Raw genomic sequence first — 20,363 nt, forward strand, 5'->3', positions numbered from 1 at the left:
GAGATTGAAGTCGTGCGGTCCAGGGCCCTGTTGGCGGCGCGGGCGAGACTGGGGGGCTCTTCCTGACATGGTGGAAACGCTAGACCCTGACCGCTTCATGAGAAGGGGAAAGGCCCAGATTCGATCTCCCTTGACCGGGTTCTGGTCTCGCGACCGCAGTGCTGGGAACCGGACAGCCCGAAGATTCGGGCCTACGCCACGACGGCCGCGACGGCGCCCTCGGTCGTCCGGTCGCCGTCGAAAGCGTGGCGCCCAGGCGGGCCTGAGCCTCGGGGGTTGGCCGTCGCGGTGTCTGGTGCGGGCTTTGGCGAGCCAGGCGCCCGAGCCGGACGGTGTCGCCGTCGATCTCCTCCCGTGAAACGGGGACGCGGCCTTCATGGTGGAGGAAGAGTTCCAGGAGCTGGACGGCCTCCTCGAAAGAGCGGCGCGTACAGCGCGCGGGCTGAGCGAGGTGGTATCGGGGTGAGGGCAAGTGCGGCCGTCAGGTGCTGCTGGCCGGGGCCTGGGGCGGCCTGGAGGTGAGGTAGTGGACCAGCCAGGAGCCAATCTTCACGCCGGCCAGGAGGATGTCGCTGGTGAGGACTGCCGCAACGGTGCCGGGGCTGAGATGGGCGTGGAACAGGTGGTATTTGCGGTGCCAGTCCGGGCCGTCGGGAGGCGCCAGTCCGCGGCGAGGGCGGTGAGGCAACGGCGTCGGCGGGGTCGACGGTGTTCTTGGTGGCGTTGTTCGGCGAGCCAGGGGCCAACGGAGTGATGAAGGTGCCGAGTTTGCGGCCGGTGAGGTCGATGTGGTCAGCGGGGACGTCGAGGTGAGTGGCCATACTGGTCGGGGTGGGACTGGGCGGCGGCAAGTCCGAGGCGGCGGGAGCGGGAGAGAACGGGGCCGCGGGGTCAAGTGAGGTCAGGTCCGCCGCGCGGGCGGCGAAGCCGGCGAGGATCGAGGACAACGTCGACCTGCAGTTTGAGCTGTACGCGGTCAGTTCGCCTGGTTGGGAAGCAGGAAAGAGCGTCAGGGAGAGCTGCGATAACGGGATCCTACGAAGCATGCCGCCGGCCAGGGAGCTGACTCGTCACTGATCAGCCGGGTCACGGGCCGCTACAGCCTGCCGTCTCCCGGTGTGCTGCGGCTGTGGAGTGCCGCAAGCGACGGCGGGCGGCCCGTCCGCCAGGGCACCTTCCTCACCGGCCGGGCTCCGACTGCGCTCCGGCTCCCATCCCTCCCACCGCCCACGGCTCGGTAGGAGGGTCAGGGACCAGGTGCACGGAGACCTCACCGGGGTCGGCAGGCACGGCTACCTCGTGGTGGGTGTCACGGTCGTAGGTGACCCTCGGGTCTCCGGTGACGCACGGCCCACGGGTCAGGGTCGGCCAGATCGCTGATGACGGCCGCCTACAGCCAGATCAAGCTGCGTGTCATGACCCGGCGTGAGTGAAATTGGGGGCACTCAGAGGGCGTTAAGTCCGATCTTCCTCGGTTCGTGATCGCTCGATCGTGGGACTGATCGTCGCACGCCACATCTAGTCGGCATGTCCATGCTGAGATGCGGGCGTGAAGAGAGATCCGTACCCGAGCGACTTAACGGACGAGCAGTGGGCGTTAATCGAGCCGATGATCACAGCCTGGAAGCAGGGCCGGGTGAAGCGGTCGGCGACCGGAGATCCGGGCTCCTGTGACCTGCGGGAGGTCGTGAACGCGATCTTCTATCAGAACCGGACGGGCTGCCAATGGCGTTACCTCCCGCATGATCTGCCGTCCTGGTCGGCGGTGTTCTACTACTTCGGCCTGTGGCGCCAGGACGGGCTTGACCAGCGCATCCAGGAACTCTTGCGCTGCCAGGTACGGGAAGGGGCGAAGCGATTAGAGGACCCGTCCCTCGTGATCGTCGACACCCAGTCGGTCCGCGCGGCCGCGGGTGTCCCGAAGGCCACGACGGGGCTGGACGCCAACAAGAAGGTGTCGGGCCGCAAGCGAGGGCTGGCCGTTGACGTTCTCGGCCTGATCATCGGCGTCGTGGTGCTGGCTGCCTCCGTTCACGACAACGCCGCCGGCACCGCCCTCCTCGACCAGGTGGCCGAGCGGTGCGGCAACCGTCTGGAGAAGGTCCTGGTGGATCAGGGCTTCAAGGACGAAGTCCTCATTCACGGTGCCCTGTTGGACATCGACGTCGAGGTCGTCCGCCGTAACCCGGCCGATCAGGGCAAAGGCTTCGTCCCACAGCCGAAGCGGTGGATCGTGGAGCAGGTCAACGGCACGTTGATGCTGCACCGCCGGCTGGCCCGTGAGTACGACCACCGGCCCGACACGTCGGCCTCGCGGGTCTACTGGGCATCGATCGCGAACATGACCCGCCGCCTCACCGAACCAGCCCCCACCTGGCGCGACGCCCTCGAGCTGGCCACATGAACACCACCGAGCTCCTCGCCGACCTGCAGGCCCAGCACGATGAAACCGCAGCCAGGTCCGATGAACTACGCGCTCACATCGCGCAGTTGACCGCCGCTCTGGCCGAGACCGAAGCGCGGCTCGCGGACTTGACCACTGCCCGGAAGGTCATCACCGAGCTCGCGCCGGCCGCAGGAAGCGAAAGCGAACCGCCGGAGACGAACACCGCCTACCAGGCCATCGTGAACGCCTTCAACCAACACCCCGACCAGCCTTTCCGTGCTCGTGAGCTGCACGAACTCCTCGACCTGCCCACCGACGAGGCATCCGTCAACGTCACCCGCGCCCGCCTCGGACGTCTCCTCCGCCAAGGCTTCCTCACCCAGCCCGGACGAGGCCGCTACCAGAAACGGACTTAACGCCCTCTCAAGGAGTTCTCTTGACACAACACAGTCACCGACACATTCCGCAGATTGTGTCGGTATTCGCAGACGATAACACCCGGCGCCCGGCGGCCACGAGCGGAACGAGGAGCTCACTGCGTCTCGTCGTGCAGGCGCGGAGCGCGCTCTCCATCGCCGTCATCGGCGGCGTCACCTCGGGCCTCATCCCGGCCGGCACCATCGCACTCGTCCTGGCGGGAGCCGTACTGACGGACGGTTCCTACCTCGCCTACGAGCGGGTGCGCACCTAGACAGGTCGGTTCGCACTGACAGCGTCCCCTTGTGCGGTCCCCGGCGCCCGCACCGGATCTGAGGAGAACAACTGCCGGACCAGTGCCCCGCGCCCGAACGGCGCGGGGCACTGCCGCGTCCCCTGCGGCCTCATCACTCTTACCTCTGCGCTTCGCGCCGGACCCGCCCCCCTTCAAAGACACCTCTCCAGCCGCCGCGCTGCGGACCGGACGTAGGTTCCCGTGCCGCTTCGGCCGGAAACTTGGCGGAGCGCCCTCGCATCCGCCGGCAGCCGATGGGGCGAAGACTCTCGGGCGCTCTCCCTTCCGGAAGGGACAACAGTTCGCCGGCTCGCCCAGCACCCCCCGAAAGGGGTGGACCGCCACCGGGCGGGGTAGTCCGGCCGGTGGGTGGGCCCTAACATGAGGTCACTTCACAAGCGGGTTCTGGGGTTCGACGTGCGCGTCGACGGGGAGAGAAAGAGATGACAATTGATGTCAGTAAGCCCAGCATCGCCCGCATGTACAACTTTTTCCTAGGCGGAAACGATAATTTCTCAGTCGACCGCGAAGCCTGTCGCAATCTTCTCGCCGCGGCACCGAGCACCCGGGAAATCTGTCAGATAAACCGCCACTTCCTCAAGCGGGCCGTACACCACCTGGCGGCAGACCTCGGGATCCGGCAGTTCATCGACCACGGAGCCGGGCTCCCGGCCCAGGACAACGTGCATCAGGTGGCTCAGGCGGCGAACAGAGACGCCCGGGTCCTCTACATCGACAACGACCCCATGGTCGTCGCGCAGGGCCGGCTGCTGCTGGACGAGAACGACCAGACGGCGTTCTTAGACCAGGACATCCGCAGGACCGCCGACATCTGGGGCAGCGCGGAGGTAGCTCGTCTCATCTTCCGTGATGAGCCGGTGGCCGCACTGTTCGTCTCAGTCCTGCACTGTCTCACCCGCGAAGACAACCCGTGGGCGCTGGTCCACGACGTCGTCAGCCGGCTGCCGTCCGGCAGCTACGTCGTCATCTGCCAGATGGCGAGCGAGAACGAGCAGGTGCGCGGCAGGCTCAACGACTACCTGTGCGGCCTGGAGGACCGGTGGGGCGAGGTGCGCAGCTTCGACGAGGTGGAGCGGTTCTTCGACGGACTGGAACCGGTGGGTGAAATCGGTGAAGTCTCTCGGTGGTGGCCTGACGGTTATGCCACGCCCCGGCAGACTTCCTGGGAATGGGTCGCTTATGGGGGCGTGGCTCGAGTTCCGTGATACTACGGGTCAGCGAGTTTGTCGATATAGTCTTGGAGGATCTTTAGGCTTTCGATGCGGCTCTCAGCCGCGTCCGCGAGATTGAGCAGCGTCTGCCGGTACGCCTCCACTTTGTCTCCGGTGACGTACTGTCCTCCGTGCAGTTGCTCCAAATATACGATCTCGTCCTCGCCGGCCCTGCTGCACCGTATGTACGTGATGGACGCGTTGGGCGCTCCGCCCTTCATCGCAGCCGTGAAGGGGATGACGCGTACGTTGATCCTGTTGTGCTTGTCGGCGGACAGGTCGTAAAGGTGCTGGAGTTGCTCCCGAAAGATTGCGTTGCTGCCGATAGCGCGATTGAGGAGCGCTTCGTCGATGAGGGCGGCATAGGCGGGCGATGAACTCTTCTGAAGAATCCTCTGCCGCTCCAGCCTCAGACTCACACGCTGTTCCACTTCGAGAGTGGAGCGTTTAGGGAAGGCGCTCGAGACGACAGCCCGCGCGTATGCGGGGGTCTGCAGCAGGCCAGGGACGTAGTGCATCTCGTAGGTGCGGATCTCGGTGGCGGCGCTCTCCATGCTGATGAGTCGCTCCAGCCACCCGGACACCACGTCACTGAACTGGTACCACCAGTCGTAGGACTGGGACTGCCGGACGAGTTCCTTGATGGAGGCTCTCTCCGTCTCCGGGACGTCGTAGAACTTGAGAAGAGCTGCCACGTCCTGTTCGCGCGGGGGGTGCATGCCCCTCTCAAGTCGGCTCATTTTGGCCAGTGAGGCGTTGATGATTGGGGCGACGTCCTTGAGAAGGTAGCCGTTCTCGACGCGCAGACGGCGCAGGTGGGCGCCGACGACCCGCCCCGCGGCAACAGCGGATGGCGGCGGGGCGGTGGCGTCGTCGTCGGCCCGCCTGTTGATCGGTTCTAGCACCCTGGCTCCTCGGCTGCCGCCTTTACAAGGGTCGGCGCCTCAGAGTGCACGGGCCATGACCCGTTCGGCAATCCTTGGGCAACGGTTTTCAGACGGTCAAGGAGTCGAACTCTCCCGCCTTGGCCCCCTTGAGGAACGCCTCGATCTCGGCACGGGTGTAGACCAGGGCAGGCCCTTCGGGAAAGCGGGAGTTCCTCATGGCGACCTCACCGGTGCTGAGCGCTGCGACTTCGACGCAACTGTTGTCCGGGTCGCTTGCCGAACTTTTGAACCAACCGGCATCCTCGATGGAGCTCGCCGACACACCGTTGACGTACACGGAAAAAGACATGAACACGACCACCTCATCCGATCAGGGAACTGGACTCCCCACCCTTGTCGCGCACGGGAACGACGCGAAATAGCGTCACTGCACAACAGGCTCCATGCAATTGCATGGCGGGGATTCGATGATGCTAGCGCCCCCATCACATCGCCCGCGTCCCCTGAAAGGATGTTCCCCCAACTTGAAATGACAGAAGAAACGAAAAAACATTAATCATCACGCATCGGCCGGTGGTTGCGTGTGCCGCCGTCAGGGGCTCGGCGTCCGGCCGGAATCCCCCGGCCCCTGTCATATGACGTGTGGCCTTCAACCAGCTCTCGGCCATGCGTCCTCCTGGAAGGTCCTCGCCGCGCCCGGCGCAGCCGCTCCGCACGACGAGGACCTGCGGTGTTGTCGCAGCCGTCGTCGAACAAGTGCTCACCGACTGGCGCTGGCGCTGAAACTGGCCGGGATGCGGGGCCGGGTCGAAACTAGGTGGATGCCTCTGACCGGTGATGACTTCACCCTCTACAGCCGGACCACCGCCACCAGCAACAGCGAGGGCAGCGGCCGGTGGATTGCCTGCGACGAGTCCGGGAACGACGGTGAGCAGTTGCTGAACGGCCGCTACCTCGTCTATGCGTCCGTGGCCGTTGATGACGCCGAAGCCGCCGACATTGTGGGTGAGCTGCGCCGAGAGGCTCAGATCCAGCAGTCGGCGGAGCTGAAGTTCAAGGCCTTCAGCGGCCGCTGGGCGAACCGCCGGCACGTTCTGCGCCGGCTGTGGGAGCCGGGTGGCGCCCTGGAGGGACGGTGCGCGGCCTACGTGGTCGACAAGGAGTACGCCGCGGTCGCGAAGGTGGTGGACCTGCTCCTGGAGGAACATGCGTGGGCGCATGGCCGTGACCTTTACCAGGCTGGTGAGGCGCGCCGGATCGCGCGGGTCCTGGCGCTTCAGGGGCGCCGGGCCCTCAAGCAGGAGGGGTTCCGCTACCTCCTGGAGAACTTCGTCGCCTTCGCTTCCCAGCGTGCGGTGAAGAACGGCGAAGCGGCTGCTGCCGAGACGTTCTACAACCGGCTGGACGCCGCCTGGGCCGCGTCCACCCGCCGCGAGGTCACCGAACTTCTCTTCAGACTGCGTGCGACCAGGCCCGCGGGCAACGCCCTTCGTGTCGACGCCGGTCCTTTCCCCCTGCTGGAGATGCTCGTGCCCTGCATCGCCGAAACCGCGCGGTACTGGGCCAAGCATCTGGGAGAACCCGTCAGTGTGCTCACTGACGAGCAGAAGACTCTCACCGACGAGCGGCTCGGTGCCCTGGCTCAGGTCCTGGGGCGCACCTCGGGGGCCACACCGTCCTCCCGGATCAGAGGCATCGCCCTGCAGCATCTGGTGCGGGGCACTTCCCTCGACCATCCCTCTGTGCAGCTCGCCGACCTCCTCGCCGGCGCCACCGCAGCCGTTGCCGCTCGCCATGCGGGTGTCTACTCCGCCGTGTCCGAGGACTTGTACGCCAGCGTGATCCCTCTCATCAGCGACGAATCGCTCCTGCCTTACGATCATGCCTCCGTCCTCGCCGCGCCCGGCGCGGCAACTCATTGACCCTCGGCGCTGCTCCGGGGAATCTGCGCCGCCTTGCGCTCGGGCCTGCGGACGGCGGGCCAGCACACCGACGGCCCGGTCAGTGCAGTGGTTCTGTCCCGCATGCAAAGCAGCCTGGTCTTCAAGCCACGGGGGCTTCGGCCGTGTTCTGCTGCACCCGGCGGGCAGAGAGCTGTCACCATCCGGTGTACGTGCGGGGTGTTTCACCGATCCGGCACCTGGTGGTCGTCGGGGTCGGGGCGTGATGGGCGCCGGTGTGATGGTCGCGGACCGCCTCCTCGCGCAGGGCCGTTGAGATGCCGCAGATCATGCCGCCGACGAGCTGGTTGCGGGCGGTGAGGGGTTGACGATGCGGCCGGCGGCGAAGATGCCCAGCATGCGGCGTACCCGGACCTTGCCGGTGGTGGTGTCGACGGCGAACTGGGCGCCGGAGGAGTGCCGTTCCTTCCGGTTCGGTGCGCTCAGGGCCGCGGTGGTGTGGAACGTACCGTGATGCCGCCCGTCGGCGGTGGGGCCCACGCCCCGGCGCGGGAGCGGGTGCCCACGGAGCCACCCGTGATCATCGCCGGGCCGAAGTCAATTCGGTGGTCGGCAGGGTTGGCAGTGGCATTCGCCGGCCTCGCTCACGGTGCCCTGTTCCGTGATGTGCCGGCTCAGGAATCGGGCATAGCCCTGTTCAGCGCGGGCTAGCAAGGCCTGTGACGGCAGCCCGTAGTCGGCCATCTGGAGGCCACGTCCTTCAAGCGGCGGGTCGGTGTGGGGGATGGGTGTGCGCATGGGGCCCCGTTAGAGGTGTTGAGCGGACAAGGGCGACGACGCTACGGAACCTCTGGCGTGTCTTTCAATGAAGTTGCGGAAAGTTGCGGAGCGCTGCGTTCGGGTGCTGTGGGCTGGAATCGCGGCGTGGACTGGTGGCAGCGTCGAGGGCGGGCTCGCGCACGTCGCTGCCGTCGTCCGCCCGAGTCTGCGTGGCAGTTCCGGCGCCGTGACACCGGCAGTGCTGCTCTGCGGTGCGAGGCGTGACACTCGTGAATCTTGGTGGGGAGGGGCTCACCGAGTGCGGTAGAAGAGACGGCATGGAGACTGCCGAACTTGGACGAATGCTGGGCGGGACCTCCGATCACACCGTCGTGCACCACGGATACACCAACTACATGTGCGACTACGAGGTCATCGTTTACGCGGCTGCTGACCCTCGGGCCGGCTACGTCCCGTGCCACCTGCGGTACCTTTTCCGCCACTGTGTCGACGCCCGTGTGGAAACGTCGGAGTCGGCAGTGTCACCTCGCGGTGCCCACGGCCACCCCATTGGGGGGCTCGACAGGGACTGGGGGACGAAGTGGCGGTTCTCCGCCGCCGGCGCCAGGGTGCTACCGGAGTTCTGGTCCAGGGCCCTCGGTATCGACTTCCACGAGGTACGCCTTGAGGCCAACGGACACCACCTGGCCGTGGTGTTCTCCGATCTCGTGGTCAGTGTGGTGCCGTCGGGATAGAGACCCGCTGGAGCTGGGCAGAGGCACGGCCGCTGGGTCTTGTGGCCAGTCCGTCCGTCTCGGCTCTCTGTGTTGCCGACGGCCTCGATGAACCCCTCGGATGCTGCACCGGGTCGCTGTCGTGCTCACTGCGGCTGGGGTGGCGTGTGGGGCGGGGCTTGGCCACCGTGCAGCGATCACATCAGGTGCTCGATTGCTGTGCCGCCCCAGTGCTGTCCGAGGTATTCCGCGACAACCCGCCGGTGGCAATGCTGCGCGTCATTCTCGCTGCAGAGCAGAACCGCTCCGTCGAACTCTTCCCGTCTTGCAGTTTTCTCGACCTGCCGGGTCACCAACAGTTCGAGAAACTGCCTCTCATAGACAGCCCATTCGGTATCTCCTTTCTTGTAGGCATCGAGCATCTCCTTGGTCGGGGCGAGTTCAGTGCGATGAACGTACTGGGCGTCACAGATCTCGCTCAGGAAGTACCTCAGGTCATCACGTTTGGCGAAGCCGGACAGCTGCGAAACGTTGTTGAGTCGGACGTCGATCAGTTTGCTCACTCGAGCTTCACGCAGCAGCCCGAAGAACTTCTCGGCGGACTTCTTCGTGAACCCGATGGTGTAGAGCTTCATTTTCCGCCTCTGCCGATACCGAAGTTTTATTGGAGTCTGGCCGTGCGGCTGCCCCCAGTGCCGTCTCACCTCTGGCGGCCGAGTCCGCCAGCTGCCCGGGGCGAAGCCCATTCCCATCTATTCGCCCTCCGGCTTTGAACATATCGGCCTGCCGGTGAACGCAACCTGACCGCCGTTCATGCAGGCAGCCGACTGCATGACAGTCGTCTGGGAAAACCGCAGCTCAGTCTCGTGCTCCTCAATTTCGTTCAGGTTGCGGCAGAGGGGACGGCGCCGAACCTGCTTGGGCACCGAATCACCCCGGCCGGGCCCTCATGGGTTCCCCTCTACCGAGGGGCACTCCCCCGCCGCACGAGGCATCAGCGCGGAGCACCGGCCAGCAGGGCGTGGGGACGGGAACACTCCAGGCAGGCCGTGCTCCTGCGACCTCGGGTTACCTGCCACGATGTCAGGGACCGGGCGGGCGGACTTCGCTCTGCCCCGGAAGGCCGGCGGGCAGGACGCGGCCGCCTGGGGCATTCCTGCCCTGCGGCGAACTCGAGAGCCGGCAGGCGTAGCCGTCCGGGCCCGCCACGCCTGCCGACGGTCGCACAGCGGTGCCTTTTCGTGAAGAAAACCCGCTGCTTAGGTGAAGCAGGACTACGCCCCGCACAATAGATCTGGCGCGAGCCTCTCCGGCCGGATGCGGGGCTCATAACCTGCTAGGCTCCGGCGTCGGCGAGTGGGCGCAACGCATTCTGCAGACCCCATTCAGCGGTGCTTGTACGTCTGCCTTGCGGCAGCCGTACATCGCCAGCGCCACAGCCCGGCCTGGACGGTGTCGAGGCCGGGCGCTTCGGTGGTTGCCTCGAACGGACGCGGTACAAGTGCGGGCACTGAAACGTTCAGATGGGCTGAACGTTGCGCAAAGAAACGTCCCTGCGTGCAGTGTGCCCTCGCGCGGGATTTTCAAGGAGGAGCATGACGTCGGCGGCTCCCGCCAGCCCAGAGGGTGTCGGGCAAACAATACGATCTGACGTACTGCGCTCCCCTCTGCGGGACTTTTTGCGCACCGAAACCGGAAGTGCGCTCGCCCTCGTGGCTGCGTCCGTTGCGGCGCTGGTGTGGGCCAATGTGGGGCCACACAGTTACGAGTCTTTCTGGGAGACCTCGCTATCCATCGAGGCACACCCGCTCGGCGTCGAGTTGACGCTGCGCGAGTGGGTCAACAGCGGACTGATGGCGCTGTTCTTCTTCGTTGTCGGTCTCGAGGCACGTCGCGAGTTCGACCTGGGTGAGTTGCGGCAGCGCAGCCGTATGACCCTTCCGCTGCTCGCGGGACTCACGGGCATGGCGATCCCGATTCTGATCTACCTTGCGTTCGCTGCCAGTGACGGTGCGGGCGGTGGGTGGGGTGCAGCCATGTCGACCGACACGGCCTTCGCTCTGGGCACCCTCGCGCTTCTTGGCAGGCGTCTGCCGGAGGCCCTGCGTACGTTCCTGCTGACCGTAGCCATCGTCGACGACGTCGTCGCCCTGGCCGTGATCGCCTTCGCCTACAGCGGCAGCCTGTCGTGGCTGGCCCTTGTCATCGCCCTCGCCATCTTCGTAGCTGTGCTGGTGATGCGTCGAGTCGGCGTGGGCAGCGGGGTGCTCTATGTCGTTCTCGCGGTGGCTATGTGGGTGGCCTTGCTCGAAGCAGGTATCGATCCTGTTGTGACCGGCCTCGCGTTCGCCCTGATCACCTACGCCTATCCTGCCTCGCGCGCCGATCTGGAACGCACCAGTGGACTGTTCCGTCTCTTCCGCGAGCAGCCCACCCCGGAGCTGGAACGCTCCTTGCGGCAAAAGCTGTCGTCGGTGATTTCGCCGAACGAGCGGCTGGAGCAGACTTTCCACCCGTGGACCAGCTACGGCGTGGTGCCACTCTTCGCTCTTGCCAACGCCGGCATCCACATCACCTGGAGCGGCTTCACCGATGCTCTGACTTCGCCGATCACTCTGGGCATCTTGGTGGCCTTCGTGGTGGGCAAGCCGGTGGGTATCGCCGTGGCCGCGGCGCTGACCACCTGGGCCAGCCGGGGGCGTATTCGTCCTCAGGTCGGCTGGGGGGCCGTGCTGGCCGGGGGCAGCGCGTCCGGCGCCGCTTTCACGGTCTCACTGCTGATCGCCACCCTCGCTTTCGAGGGTGAGCTCCTCGATCAGGCCAAGTACGGGATCTTGGCCACCATCCCCTTCTCCTTCGCGCTTACCTGGCTCATCACTACGGTGATCCGGGCACTGCCCGAGACTGGGCGTGCCCGTGCCCTGCTCGGCACGGGAGAGAGGCTCGTCGACCTCTCGGCGCCGGTGGATCCCGAACGCGACCACATCCGAGGACCTGACAACGCGCCTGTGACAGTGGTGAAGTACGGCGATTTCGAGTGCCCGTACTGCGCCCGGGCGGAGCCCATCATGCGCGAGGTGCAGGCTGAGGTGGGAGGGGACATCCGCTTCGTGTGGCGCCACCTGCCACTCGGCGACGTGCATCCTGGTGCTCACCTGGCTGCGGAGGCGTCCGAGGCCGCGGCCCAGCAGGATGCCTTCTGGCCCATGCACGACATCCTCCTCTCTCACCAGGGAGAGCTCAGCGCGCCTGACCTGCTGCGCTACGCCGAAGAACTCGGCCTGAACACGGAGAAGTTCCAGCGCGATCTGAGCAATCATGCTGGTGCCTCACGAGTGGCCGAGGACATGGACACGGCGGACCGCAGCGGCGCCGCCGGAAGTCCGACGTTCTTCATCAACGGGCGTTTGCATCGCGGAGCGTACGATGTCGGCACCCTCACAGACGCAGTCCGGGCCGCCTACGACCGGACGACCGTCACCAAGTCGAAGAAGAGTTGAGGCATCTCGCCTTTCCTCACATGACGGGCCCTGCTGCACCACCCGATGGTGCAGCAGGGCCCGGACGACTTTGCGTGTCGTCCTTGGCCGGCGCCACGCAGGAGGCGACGGCATACCGGTGACGCCAGTCGGGCATTGACGGTGGTGGAGATCCCATGAGGGGCCACTCGCGTGGGCACCAGACGCTCGGTCAGGACTGCGTTCGAACGCATCTGCTTTCCCCGGTGAGGAACGTGGTGCAGCAGAGTTCTTTCCTCCTGGGCCGTGCCTCGCCGAGGGCAATGCGTGGCGGAGACCGCCGAGGCGTTCGTGATGCGCATCGATGCGCCGCCGACCGCTGCCGGAGGCCGCTGATGGCGTCGTCGGGCCGCGGCAGTCCACCTCAAAGCTGGGTGCGGGTGCAAGCACGCAAGGGTGCCCTGAGCTGCGGTGTGGCTGACGAGTGTGTCTATGGGGCTGGCGGCAGGTTCCCGGACCAGGGCCTGCTGTCGCCGCCGGCGACACTCCGGAGAGCACCAGCCTGTCTTCGCGTCAGTGGGCGATTACTGTGAGGCGCGAGGGGCCCCTCTGAAAGTCGGTACAGATGCCGCAGTCCACACCGCTCCTAAGGGGGGCCCTCGCCTTCCATGTCCGGCGCGTCGCATTCGGTGTGTTGCTTGGGCACGCGCTGCTGGGCTTTCTGTCCTGAACCGCAACGAGCCTGTGGGGACGTGGAGGCCGGCGGACGTTCCCGTCGCAGGTCTGGGGCGGCAGGCGCCACGTGGTCCCACGTCGGCATTCGAGGCCATCAGCGTCGAGGCGGCCCGCGCATCCCGTGCCGCGTTCAGCGAAGGCCTCCCCCAAGGAGTTCGTGAGCGACCCGCTGTCAGGTTCCCCGGCATGGCCGCTCCCCGCCGCTAGCATGGCCGTGCCAGCGAGGTCCACGGCTCCCTCCTCACCTCGCCGGAGCAGTTCGGGGATACGTCACCCCTCACCCAGCCGCTCAGGCTGGGTGAGGGGTGACGGTCGTTTCACCGGGCCCGGGCCGGCTCGTCGAGCAGGCGCTGGCTGTGTCCGCGCGGCGGACGGGGGAGCTTGCTCACCAGCTTGATGCGCTGGACCTCGCCGTCGGAAAGGGGCGTGGCGCGCTGGCTGTCTGGTGTCAGGCAGTCCTGGCTGGTCATGGGCAGCTGTCTACTCCCGGAGGCCGGCAATCAGGCGCCGGGCGGGGCCGACCGATTCGAGGTGGCGCTGCTGGGCCTCGGCGTAGAGGGTCACGAAGGCGAGCGAGGGCTTGCCCGGTCCGTCGACCCCGGTGCAGGCCACGACGCGGTCGCGGGGCACGTCCATGTCGACGTGGCGCAGGTTGTGCTCCGCCGCGTCCCGCACACTGACCAGGCGGTCGTCACCGGCGTCCGCGGCGCCGGCGCAGGGGCTGTCCTCGGTTGTTCACGCAGTGCCCCTGGGTGGACGGTAGCGTCCTGGCCCGGCGAGGGCGAGGGCTGACCGGGTGATGGCTTCTGCCCGTTGGCTGCTTGAAGGGGTGTAGTGCACCCGGGCGAAATATCGGTCTGCTCCAGGAGTTGCGGAATGCTCGCCGAGCCCGCTACCACGATCAGTCGTACGGTGTGTAAATGCGGCCCAATTCCCAGATCGAACGCACAGGCGCTCCCTTCGAGGTCATCAGTCCGTATGAGCCCAGCGGCGACCAGCCCGCTGCCATTGCCGAACTCGAGCGGCGTATCCGAGCTGGGGAGAAGGAAGTCGTCCTGCTCGGCGCGACCGGCACCGGAAAGTCCGCGACCACGGCCTGGCTGATCGAAAGACTTCAGCGCCCTACTCTGGTGATGGCTCCCAATAAGACCCTGGCCGCGCAGCTGGCGAACGAGTTTCGTGAGCTTCTGCCGAACAATGCCGTCGAGTACTTCGTCTCGTACTACGACTACTACCGTCCCGAGGCGTACGTCCCTCAGTCGGACACGTACATCGAGAAGGACTCCGCGGTCAACGACGAGGTCGAGCGGTTGCGTCATTCCGCGACCAATTCGCTGCTCACCAGGCGGGACGTGGTGGTGGTCTCGTCGGTGTCCACCATCTACGGGCTCGGGACTCCCCAGGAGTACGTGGACCGGATGATTCCGCTCCGTGTGGGCGAGGAGATCGACCGTGACGAGTTGCTTCGTCGCTTCGTGGACAACCAGTACACCCGTAACGACACGGCGTTCGCCCGAGGCACCTTCCGGGTGCACGGGGACACGATCGAGATCTTCCCGGTCTACGAGGAACTCGCCATCCGCATCGAGATGTTCGGTGACGAGGTCGAGGCTCTGACCACGCTCAATCCTGTGACGGGCGAGGTCGTCGCGGACGAGTCCCAGGTGCACATCTTTCCTGCCTCGCACTACATTTCGGGGCCCGAGCGCTCGGAGCGGGCGGTCCACGCCATCGAGGCCGAGTTGGCGCAGCGGCTGGCGCAGCTGGAGGGGCAGGGGAAGCATCTTGAGGCCCAGCGGCTGCGGATGCGGACTTCCTACGACATCGAGATGCTGCGCGAGACCGGTACGTGCATCGGCGTGGAGAACTACGCGATGCACTTCGACGACCGTTCGCCGGGTTCTCCCGGCAACACGCTGCTGGACTACTTCCCGGAGGACTTCCTCCTCGTCATTGACGAGTCACACGTCACGGTCCCTCAGATCGGTGCGATGCGGGAGGGGGACACGGCCCGCAAGCGCACCCTGGTCGATCACGGTTTCCGGCTGCCCTCCGCGCTGGACAACCGCCCTCTGACCTGGGAGGAGTTCCGGGAACGTGTCGGGCAGACCGTCTATCTGTCCGCGACCCCGGGGTCCTACGAGCTCTCCCGGAGCAACGGCGTGGTGGAGCAGATCATCCGGCCGACCGGCCTGCTCGACCCCCTGGTGGTGGTCAAGCCGGCCACGGGGCAGGTGGACGACCTCGTCCACGAGATCCAGGAGCGGACGGCGAAGAACGAGCGCGTTCTGGTGACCACCCTCACCAAGAACATGGCTGAGGGGCTCACCGAGCACTTCGCGGGCCTTGGCATTCAGGTGCGCTACCTGCACAGCGACATCGACACGTTGCGGCGGGTGGAACTTCTGCGGGAGCTGCGAGCCGGCGAGTACGACGTCCTTATCGGCATCAACCTGCTGCGCGAGGGGCTCGATCTGCCGGAGGTCTCTCTCGTCGCCATCCTCGACGCCGACAAGGAAGGGTTCCTGCGGTCCGGCACTTCGCTGATCCAGACCATCGGCCGCGCGGCACGGAATGTCTCGGGGCAGGTGAACATGTATGCCGACACGGTCACCCCGGCCATGACCAAGGCCATCGAGGAGACCAACCGGCGCCGCGAGAAGCAGATCCAGTACAACAAGGACCACGGCATCAACCCTGAGCCCTTGCGGAAGAAGATCGACGACATCGTCGCGCAGATCGACCGCGAGGAGATCGACACCGATCACCTGCTCGCCACCGGGTACCGGAGCGAGGGAGAAGGCGTCGCTGTCCCGCTCATGCCAACGCTCGGCGGCCAGCTGACCAAGACCGTGTCGGCGAGCGGGGAAGCGGCGGCCGGGCCGACGGAGCGTCCGGCGGCGCAGCTTACCGCCCAGGTCGAGGAGCTGATGGAACGCACGCGCGCCGCGGCGTCGGAGATGCAGTTCGAAGTGGCTGCCAGGCTGCGGGATGAACTCCACGAGATGAAGAAGGAACTCCGCGACATGCAGGCCTCGGACCTGCAGTGACCGGATGAGGCCGGAGAGCCGGACGCGACTGCGGGTCTGGGTGGGCCGCTAAGTCATCTGCCGTCTCCCTTTGCGAGAAAGCGCCAGGTTTCCTCTCTCCCCAGAGAGCAAGCGGGACCGAGCATTGAAAGGTGTGGACCGGCGTGGCCGATCGTCTCATCGTCCGGGGGGCGCGCGAGAACAACCTGAATAATGTCTCCATCGACCTGCCCCGTGACTCGCTGATCGTTTTCACCGGCCTGTCCGGGTCGGGGAAGTCGTCCCTGGCTTTCGACACCATCTTCGCCGAGGGTCAGCGCCGGTACGTTGAGTCGCTCTCGTCGTATGCCCGCCAGTTCCTCGGTCAGATGGACAAGCCCGAGGTGGACTTCATCGAGGGCCTCTCCCCCGCGGTCTCCATCGACCAGAAGTCCACCTCGCGTAACCCGCGCTCCACGGTCGGCACCATCACCGAGGTCTACGACTACCTCCGCCTGCTCTTCGCCCGCGTCGGCAAGCCGCACTGTCCGGAGTGCGGCAGGCCCATCTCTCGCCAGTCACCGCAGGGCATCGTCGACCAGATCCTTGAGCTTCCCAGCGGCACCCGTTTCCAGGTCCTGTCGCCGCTTGTCCGGGACCGGCAGGGCGAGTTCTCCGAGCTGTTCGCCGAGCTGCACGCCAAGGGCTACGCGCGGGCCCGGGTGGACGGCGAGATCGTTCAGCTCTCCTCCCCGCCGAAGCTGCGGAAGCGGCAGAAGCACACCATTGACGTGGTGGTGGACCGCCTCGCCGTCAAAGCGTCCGCCCAGCGGCGTCTTACCGACTCCGTGGAATCGGCGCTCACTTTGTCGGGCGGAATGGTGGTGCTCGACTTCGTCGACCTTGCGGAGGACGCGCCGCAGCGGGAGCGCATGTTCTCGGAGCACCTGTACTGCCCGCACGACGATCTGTACTTCGAGGATCTCGAACCCCACTCCTTCTCCTTCAACTCCCCTTACGGCGCCTGCCCCGAGTGCGCCGGCATCGGTACCCGCATGGAGGTCGACGAAGAGCTGGTCGTCCCGGACGAGGAGAAGTCCCTGGACGAGGGTGCCATTCACCCCTGGTCCCATGGGCGCACCAAGGCGCACTTCGCCCGTCTGACCGACGCTCTGGCCGACACTCTCGGCTTCCGGACGGATGTCCCCTTCGCCCGCCTTCCGCAGCGCGCGAAGCGGGCGCTTCTCCATGGGCACGCCACTCCCATCGAGGTTCGTTACCGCAACCGGTTCGGTCGTGAGCGCCACTACGTCACTCCCTTCGAGGGTGCGGTGCCCTACGTCCGACGCCGGCACCAGGCGGCGGAGAGCGATGCGGGGCGCGAGCACTACGAGGGCTACATGCGTGAGGTGCCCTGCCCTCTGTGTCACGGAGCCCGCCTCAAGCAGATCAGCCTGGCGGTGAAGGTGGCCGGCAGGTCGATCGCGGAGATCTCCTCCATGCAGATCGGTGACTGTGCGGACTTTCTGGCGGAACTGGGGCTGGACGCACGTGACAAGAAGATCGCCGAACGCATCCTCAAAGAGGTCAACGAGCGGCAGCGGTTCCTGGTCGATGTCGGCCTCGACTACCTCTCGCTCAACCGGCCTGCTAACACCCTCTCCGGGGGTGAGGCCCAGCGCATCCGGCTCGCCACCCAGATCGGCTCCGGCCTGGTCGGCGTGCTCTACGTCCTGGACGAGCCCTCCATCGGCCTGCACCAGCGCGACAACCACCGGCTGATCGAGACCCTGGTCCGCCTGCGCGACCTGGGTAACACGCTCATCGTTGTCGAGCACGATCTGGACACCATCGAGGTAGCCGACTGGATCGTGGACATCGGCCCCGGGGCAGGTGACCACGGCGGCAACATCGTCTACAGCGGTCACCTCAAGGGTCTCCTCGAGGACACCGGTTCGGTGACCGGGCAGTATCTCTCCGGCCGCAAGTCGATCCCGGTCCCCAGCAGGCGCCGCACCCCTGACCCCTCACGCCAGCTCACCGTCCGCGGGGCCCGTGCGAACAATCTCCAGGACATCGACGTGTCCTTCCCCCTGGGGGTGTTCACCGCCGTCACCGGAGTGTCCGGGTCGGGCAAGTCGACGCTGGTCAACGACATCCTCTACACCCACCTGGCCCGCGAGCTGAACGCCGCCAGGAAAGTGCCCGGCCGGCACACCCGGGTCGAGGGTGACGACCTGGTCGACAAGGTCGTGCACGTCGACCAGTCGCCGATCGGCCGCACCCCCCGTTCCAACCCGGCGACCTACACCGGCGTCTTCGAGCACATCCGGAACCTGTTCGCCGAGACCATCGAGGCCAAGGTCCGCGGCTACCAGCCCGGCCGCTTCTCCTTCAATGTCAAGGGCGGCCGCTGCGAGAACTGCCACGGCGACGGCACGATCAAGATCGAGATGAACTTCCTGCCCGCCGTCTACGTGTCCTGCGAGGTCTGCCACGGAGCGCGCTACAACCGGGAGACCCTGGAGGTCCGCTACAAGGCGAAAACCATCGCCGACGTACTGAGCATGACGATCGAGGAAGCCACCGACTTCTTCGAAGCCATCCCTGCCATCTCCCGGCACCTGGGCACTCTCAAGGAGGTCGGTCTCGGCTACATCCGTCTGGGACAGTCGGCCACGACCCTCTCCGGCGGCGAGGCCCAGCGCCTCAAACTCGCCAGTGAGCTGCAGAAGCGTTCCACCGGGCACACCGTCTACGTTCTGGACGAACCGACCACCGGGCTGCACTTCGAGGACATCGGCAAGCTGCTGCGCGTCCTGTCCGGACTGGTCGACAAGGGCAACACGGTCATCGTCATCGAGCACAACCTCGAAGTGATCAAGACGGCCGACTGGATCATCGATCTGGGTCCCGAAGGGGGGTCGGCCGGCGGGCTCGTCATCGCCGAGGGGACGCCCGAGGAGGTGGCGGCGAACCCGGACAGCGAGACCGGCCACTTCCTGCGCGAGGTCCTCGGAACCCGGCGCGGTAGGCGCAGCTCGACGCGACGGTCTGGTGCGCGGGCGGCTGGGACCCGGGCGGCGAAGAAGGCGTCGGGGAAGAAGCAGGGGTAGGCGTTTCGCTGGAGGGCGGACCTTCCCAGCCCCGCCCTCCAGCAAGATTCTCGTCTCAGCCGGTGCCGTGGTCGCCGGACCTGAAGATCAGGCTGCCCACGGCCAGGGCGGCGACGATGCCGATGATCTGCATGCCGATGAAGGCGGGGACCGAGCTGGGCTCGATACCGTCGAACATGTCACTGAACATGCGCCCGATGGTCAGCGCCGGGTTGGCGAATCCTGTCGAGGACGTGAACCAGATGGCGGCACCGACGTACGAGGCGACCCCGACCGCGGCGAAGCGCTCGGTGCGTCCGGTGCGGCTCAGGCCGAACAGCAGGAGGATCAGGCCGCCCGTGGCCACGACCTCGCTCAGCAGCTGGTGCCCTTCCGAACGGTCCTGGGTGGCCCAGTCGACCAACGGGAATGCGAACATCGCATTCGTCAGGATGGCACCCGCGATGGCGCCGACAAACTGAGCGATGATGTATGCGACGGCTGCCTGGCTGCTGATCCCGTGCCCGCTCTTCCGGGAGGTCCACCAGACCGCGAGGGTGATGGCCGGGTTGAGGTGTGCGCCAGAGATCGGTCCGAGGAGCAGGATCATGGCGCCCAGGCCCAGCGCCGTGGTAAGCGAGTTGGCCATCAGATGGATACCGGCATCATCGGTTAGTTGGATGGCCTGAATTCCGGAGCCGAAAATGAAGGCCAGGAAGAAGGCTGTACCGACCAGTTCCGCCGTGCACCGGACTGCAAGCGGAATGTGAGAGGGAGCGGGGTGCGGCGCCGGCTCGTGGTGGTGTCTCGGGGACGCCATAGTGGACTCCAGACGAAGTTTTCCTCAACGTGGGCCAACCTACTGCGCCAGCATGTCGAGGCAGTGCGCGAGACACGGAACCCTCCAATTCCTAGGATTATCGCGCCACTTCCCCGCGAGTGAGGGCTTTTAGGCGCACGGCTGCGAACCATGAGGCCCTGCCTCTGCACCCGGATCGACACTGACGGCCCGCCACCTCCCGGAGGATGAATTGGCTTTCCGGATCGAATCACCGGGGGAAGGACGTCTCTACGTGACTGGTGGGGGCACGCCAATTCGGGCGCAGTTTCCGGAACTGGGGCCCAAGGGCTCCGCCCGATGGGCACTCGGGTGGCCCCTGAGGCGTAAAGCAGGCTGCCGGCAATCGTGGCGGCCCGGCCCGTAGGGGGGGGGTGGCTTGTTCCGGGCGTTGTGGGCTTCAAGCGCGTGGCTTATCGAGGCCGGTACTGCCCACGCGTCAGCCCCCGTCATATGCGGGTGGCGCGGGAGGCGCGGCCAAGGGGGGTTGCTCACTCGGGTACCGGTGTGGGCAGCCTCTCTGTGCGCTGCGGAGCAGGCATAGAGGGCAGTCGGCCTGGACATCATGGATACGACAATCACACCCAGTCAGTCCGCCGTAGTCCGCCGGCAGGGCCC

General features: G+C 66.3%; 14 protein-coding genes and 2 pseudogenes. 9 read left to right on the top strand and 7 right to left on the bottom strand.

Going from position 1 to position 20,363, the window contains the following annotated elements:
* The first annotated feature begins 1,549 nt into the window (after positions 1-1,549).
* From ABEA77_RS24875 to ABEA77_RS24890, 4 genes are all read left to right on the top strand, one after another.
* Positions 1,550-2,404 carry an IS5 family transposase gene (locus ABEA77_RS24875; RefSeq protein ID WP_345651776.1) on the top strand — a complete coding sequence of 285 codons (855 nt, stop codon included), beginning with the start codon at positions 1,550-1,552 and terminating at the stop codon, positions 2,402-2,404.
* Positions 2,401-2,802 carry a hypothetical protein gene (locus ABEA77_RS24880; RefSeq protein ID WP_185393903.1) on the top strand — a complete coding sequence of 134 codons (402 nt, stop codon included), beginning with the start codon at positions 2,401-2,403 and terminating at the stop codon, positions 2,800-2,802. Before ABEA77_RS24875 ends, ABEA77_RS24880 begins: the two co-directional genes overlap by 4 nt.
* Before the next feature lie 131 nt (positions 2,803-2,933).
* The gene (locus ABEA77_RS24885; protein WP_164991926.1) at positions 2,934-3,077 is read left to right on the top strand and encodes a hypothetical protein; all 144 of its coding nucleotides are present in this window, start codon (positions 2,934-2,936) and stop codon (positions 3,075-3,077) included.
* A 464-nt stretch (positions 3,078-3,541) separates the two neighbouring features.
* Positions 3,542-4,324, top strand: a complete 783-nt coding sequence (locus ABEA77_RS24890) for an SAM-dependent methyltransferase (RefSeq protein WP_345651785.1) — start codon at positions 3,542-3,544, stop codon at positions 4,322-4,324.
* Positions 4,325-4,326: 2 nt separating this feature from the next.
* Here ABEA77_RS24890 and ABEA77_RS24895 read toward each other — a convergent pair whose 3' ends face one another.
* Positions 4,327-5,235: a helix-turn-helix domain-containing protein gene (locus tag ABEA77_RS24895; RefSeq protein WP_345651788.1), complete on the bottom strand. Its 909-nt coding sequence runs from the start codon at positions 5,233-5,235 to the stop codon at positions 4,327-4,329.
* 88 nt (positions 5,236-5,323) lie between these two features.
* The gene (locus ABEA77_RS24900) at positions 5,324-5,566 is read right to left on the bottom strand and encodes a DUF397 domain-containing protein (protein WP_345651840.1); all 243 of its coding nucleotides are present in this window, start codon (positions 5,564-5,566) and stop codon (positions 5,324-5,326) included.
* Positions 5,567-6,038: 472 nt separating this feature from the next.
* On the opposite strand from ABEA77_RS24900, the gene ABEA77_RS24905 reads away from it, so the two are divergent.
* Positions 6,039-7,139, top strand: coding sequence for a DUF3800 domain-containing protein (locus ABEA77_RS24905; RefSeq protein WP_345651791.1), 1,101 nt, complete (start codon positions 6,039-6,041; stop codon positions 7,137-7,139).
* 235 nt (positions 7,140-7,374) lie between these two features.
* On the opposite strand, the pseudogene ABEA77_RS24910 reads toward ABEA77_RS24905, so the two are convergent.
* Positions 7,375-7,717 (bottom strand): annotated as a pseudogene (locus ABEA77_RS24910) (molybdopterin cofactor-binding domain-containing protein); the annotation flags it as partial.
* 498 nt (positions 7,718-8,215) lie between these two features.
* Here ABEA77_RS24910 and ABEA77_RS24915 point away from each other — a divergent pair.
* The gene (locus tag ABEA77_RS24915; protein WP_425588383.1) at positions 8,216-8,632 is read left to right on the top strand and encodes a YxiG-like protein; all 417 of its coding nucleotides are present in this window, start codon (positions 8,216-8,218) and stop codon (positions 8,630-8,632) included.
* Between the two features lie 176 nt (positions 8,633-8,808).
* On the opposite strand, the gene ABEA77_RS24920 is transcribed toward ABEA77_RS24915, so the two are convergent.
* Positions 8,809-9,246 carry a DUF488 domain-containing protein gene (locus ABEA77_RS24920; protein WP_345651795.1) on the bottom strand — a complete coding sequence of 146 codons (438 nt, stop codon included), beginning with the start codon at positions 9,244-9,246 and terminating at the stop codon, positions 8,809-8,811.
* A 960-nt stretch (positions 9,247-10,206) separates the two neighbouring features.
* Here ABEA77_RS24920 and ABEA77_RS24925 point away from each other — a divergent pair.
* Positions 10,207-12,111, top strand: coding sequence for a Na+/H+ antiporter NhaA (locus tag ABEA77_RS24925; RefSeq protein WP_345651798.1), 1,905 nt, complete (start codon positions 10,207-10,209; stop codon positions 12,109-12,111).
* Between the two features lie 1,010 nt (positions 12,112-13,121).
* On the opposite strand, the gene ABEA77_RS24930 is transcribed toward ABEA77_RS24925, so the two are convergent.
* Entirely contained in the window at positions 13,122-13,274 is a 153-nt protein-coding gene (locus tag ABEA77_RS24930; protein ID WP_345651799.1) for a hypothetical protein, read from the bottom strand.
* A gap of 28 nt (positions 13,275-13,302) precedes the next feature.
* Positions 13,303-13,488: pseudogene (locus tag ABEA77_RS24935) on the bottom strand (hypothetical protein); the annotation flags it as partial.
* A 236-nt stretch (positions 13,489-13,724) separates the two neighbouring features.
* Between ABEA77_RS24935 and uvrB the strand changes: the two are divergent.
* Entirely contained in the window at positions 13,725-15,854 is a 2,130-nt protein-coding gene (gene uvrB, locus ABEA77_RS24940) for an excinuclease ABC subunit UvrB (RefSeq protein ID WP_345651801.1), read from the top strand.
* Positions 15,855-15,997: 143 nt separating this feature from the next.
* On the top strand, positions 15,998-18,928 hold the full coding sequence (uvrA, locus tag ABEA77_RS24945; protein WP_345651803.1) for an excinuclease ABC subunit UvrA: 2,931 nt from the start codon (positions 15,998-16,000) through the stop codon (positions 18,926-18,928).
* Between the two features lie 55 nt (positions 18,929-18,983).
* On the opposite strand, the gene ABEA77_RS24950 is transcribed toward uvrA, so the two are convergent.
* On the bottom strand, positions 18,984-19,727 hold the full coding sequence (locus ABEA77_RS24950; RefSeq protein WP_345651805.1) for an aquaporin: 744 nt from the start codon (positions 19,725-19,727) through the stop codon (positions 18,984-18,986).
* Positions 19,728-20,363: the final 636 nt, after the last annotated feature.

This window comes from Streptomyces tremellae, from assembly GCF_039540215.1.
Lineage (GTDB): Bacteria > Actinomycetota > Actinomycetes > Streptomycetales > Streptomycetaceae > Streptomyces > Streptomyces tremellae.

Bases quoted from the DNA above. Each gene is read 5' to 3' on its own strand.
- ABEA77_RS24890 (WP_345651785.1), top strand. From the start codon at position 3,542: ATGACAATTGATGTCAGTAAGCCCAGCATCGCCCGCATGTACAACTTT.
- ABEA77_RS24900 (WP_345651840.1), bottom strand. From the start codon at position 5,566: ATGTCTTTTTCCGTGTACGTCAACGGTGTGTCGGCGAGCTCCATCGAG.
- ABEA77_RS24905 (WP_345651791.1), top strand. From the start codon at position 6,039: ATGCCTCTGACCGGTGATGACTTCACCCTCTACAGCCGGACCACCGCC.
- ABEA77_RS24925 (WP_345651798.1), top strand. From the start codon at position 10,207: ATGACGTCGGCGGCTCCCGCCAGCCCAGAGGGTGTCGGGCAAACAATA.
- ABEA77_RS24915 (WP_425588383.1), top strand. From the start codon at position 8,216: ATGGAGACTGCCGAACTTGGACGAATGCTGGGCGGGACCTCCGATCAC.
- uvrB (WP_345651801.1), top strand. From the start codon at position 13,725: ATGCGGCCCAATTCCCAGATCGAACGCACAGGCGCTCCCTTCGAGGTC.
- ABEA77_RS24920 (WP_345651795.1), bottom strand. From the start codon at position 9,246: ATGAAGCTCTACACCATCGGGTTCACGAAGAAGTCCGCCGAGAAGTTC.
- ABEA77_RS24880 (WP_185393903.1), top strand. From the start codon at position 2,401: ATGAACACCACCGAGCTCCTCGCCGACCTGCAGGCCCAGCACGATGAA.
- ABEA77_RS24950 (WP_345651805.1), bottom strand. From the start codon at position 19,727: ATGGCGTCCCCGAGACACCACCACGAGCCGGCGCCGCACCCCGCTCCC.
- ABEA77_RS24930 (WP_345651799.1), bottom strand. From the start codon at position 13,274: ATGACCAGCCAGGACTGCCTGACACCAGACAGCCAGCGCGCCACGCCC.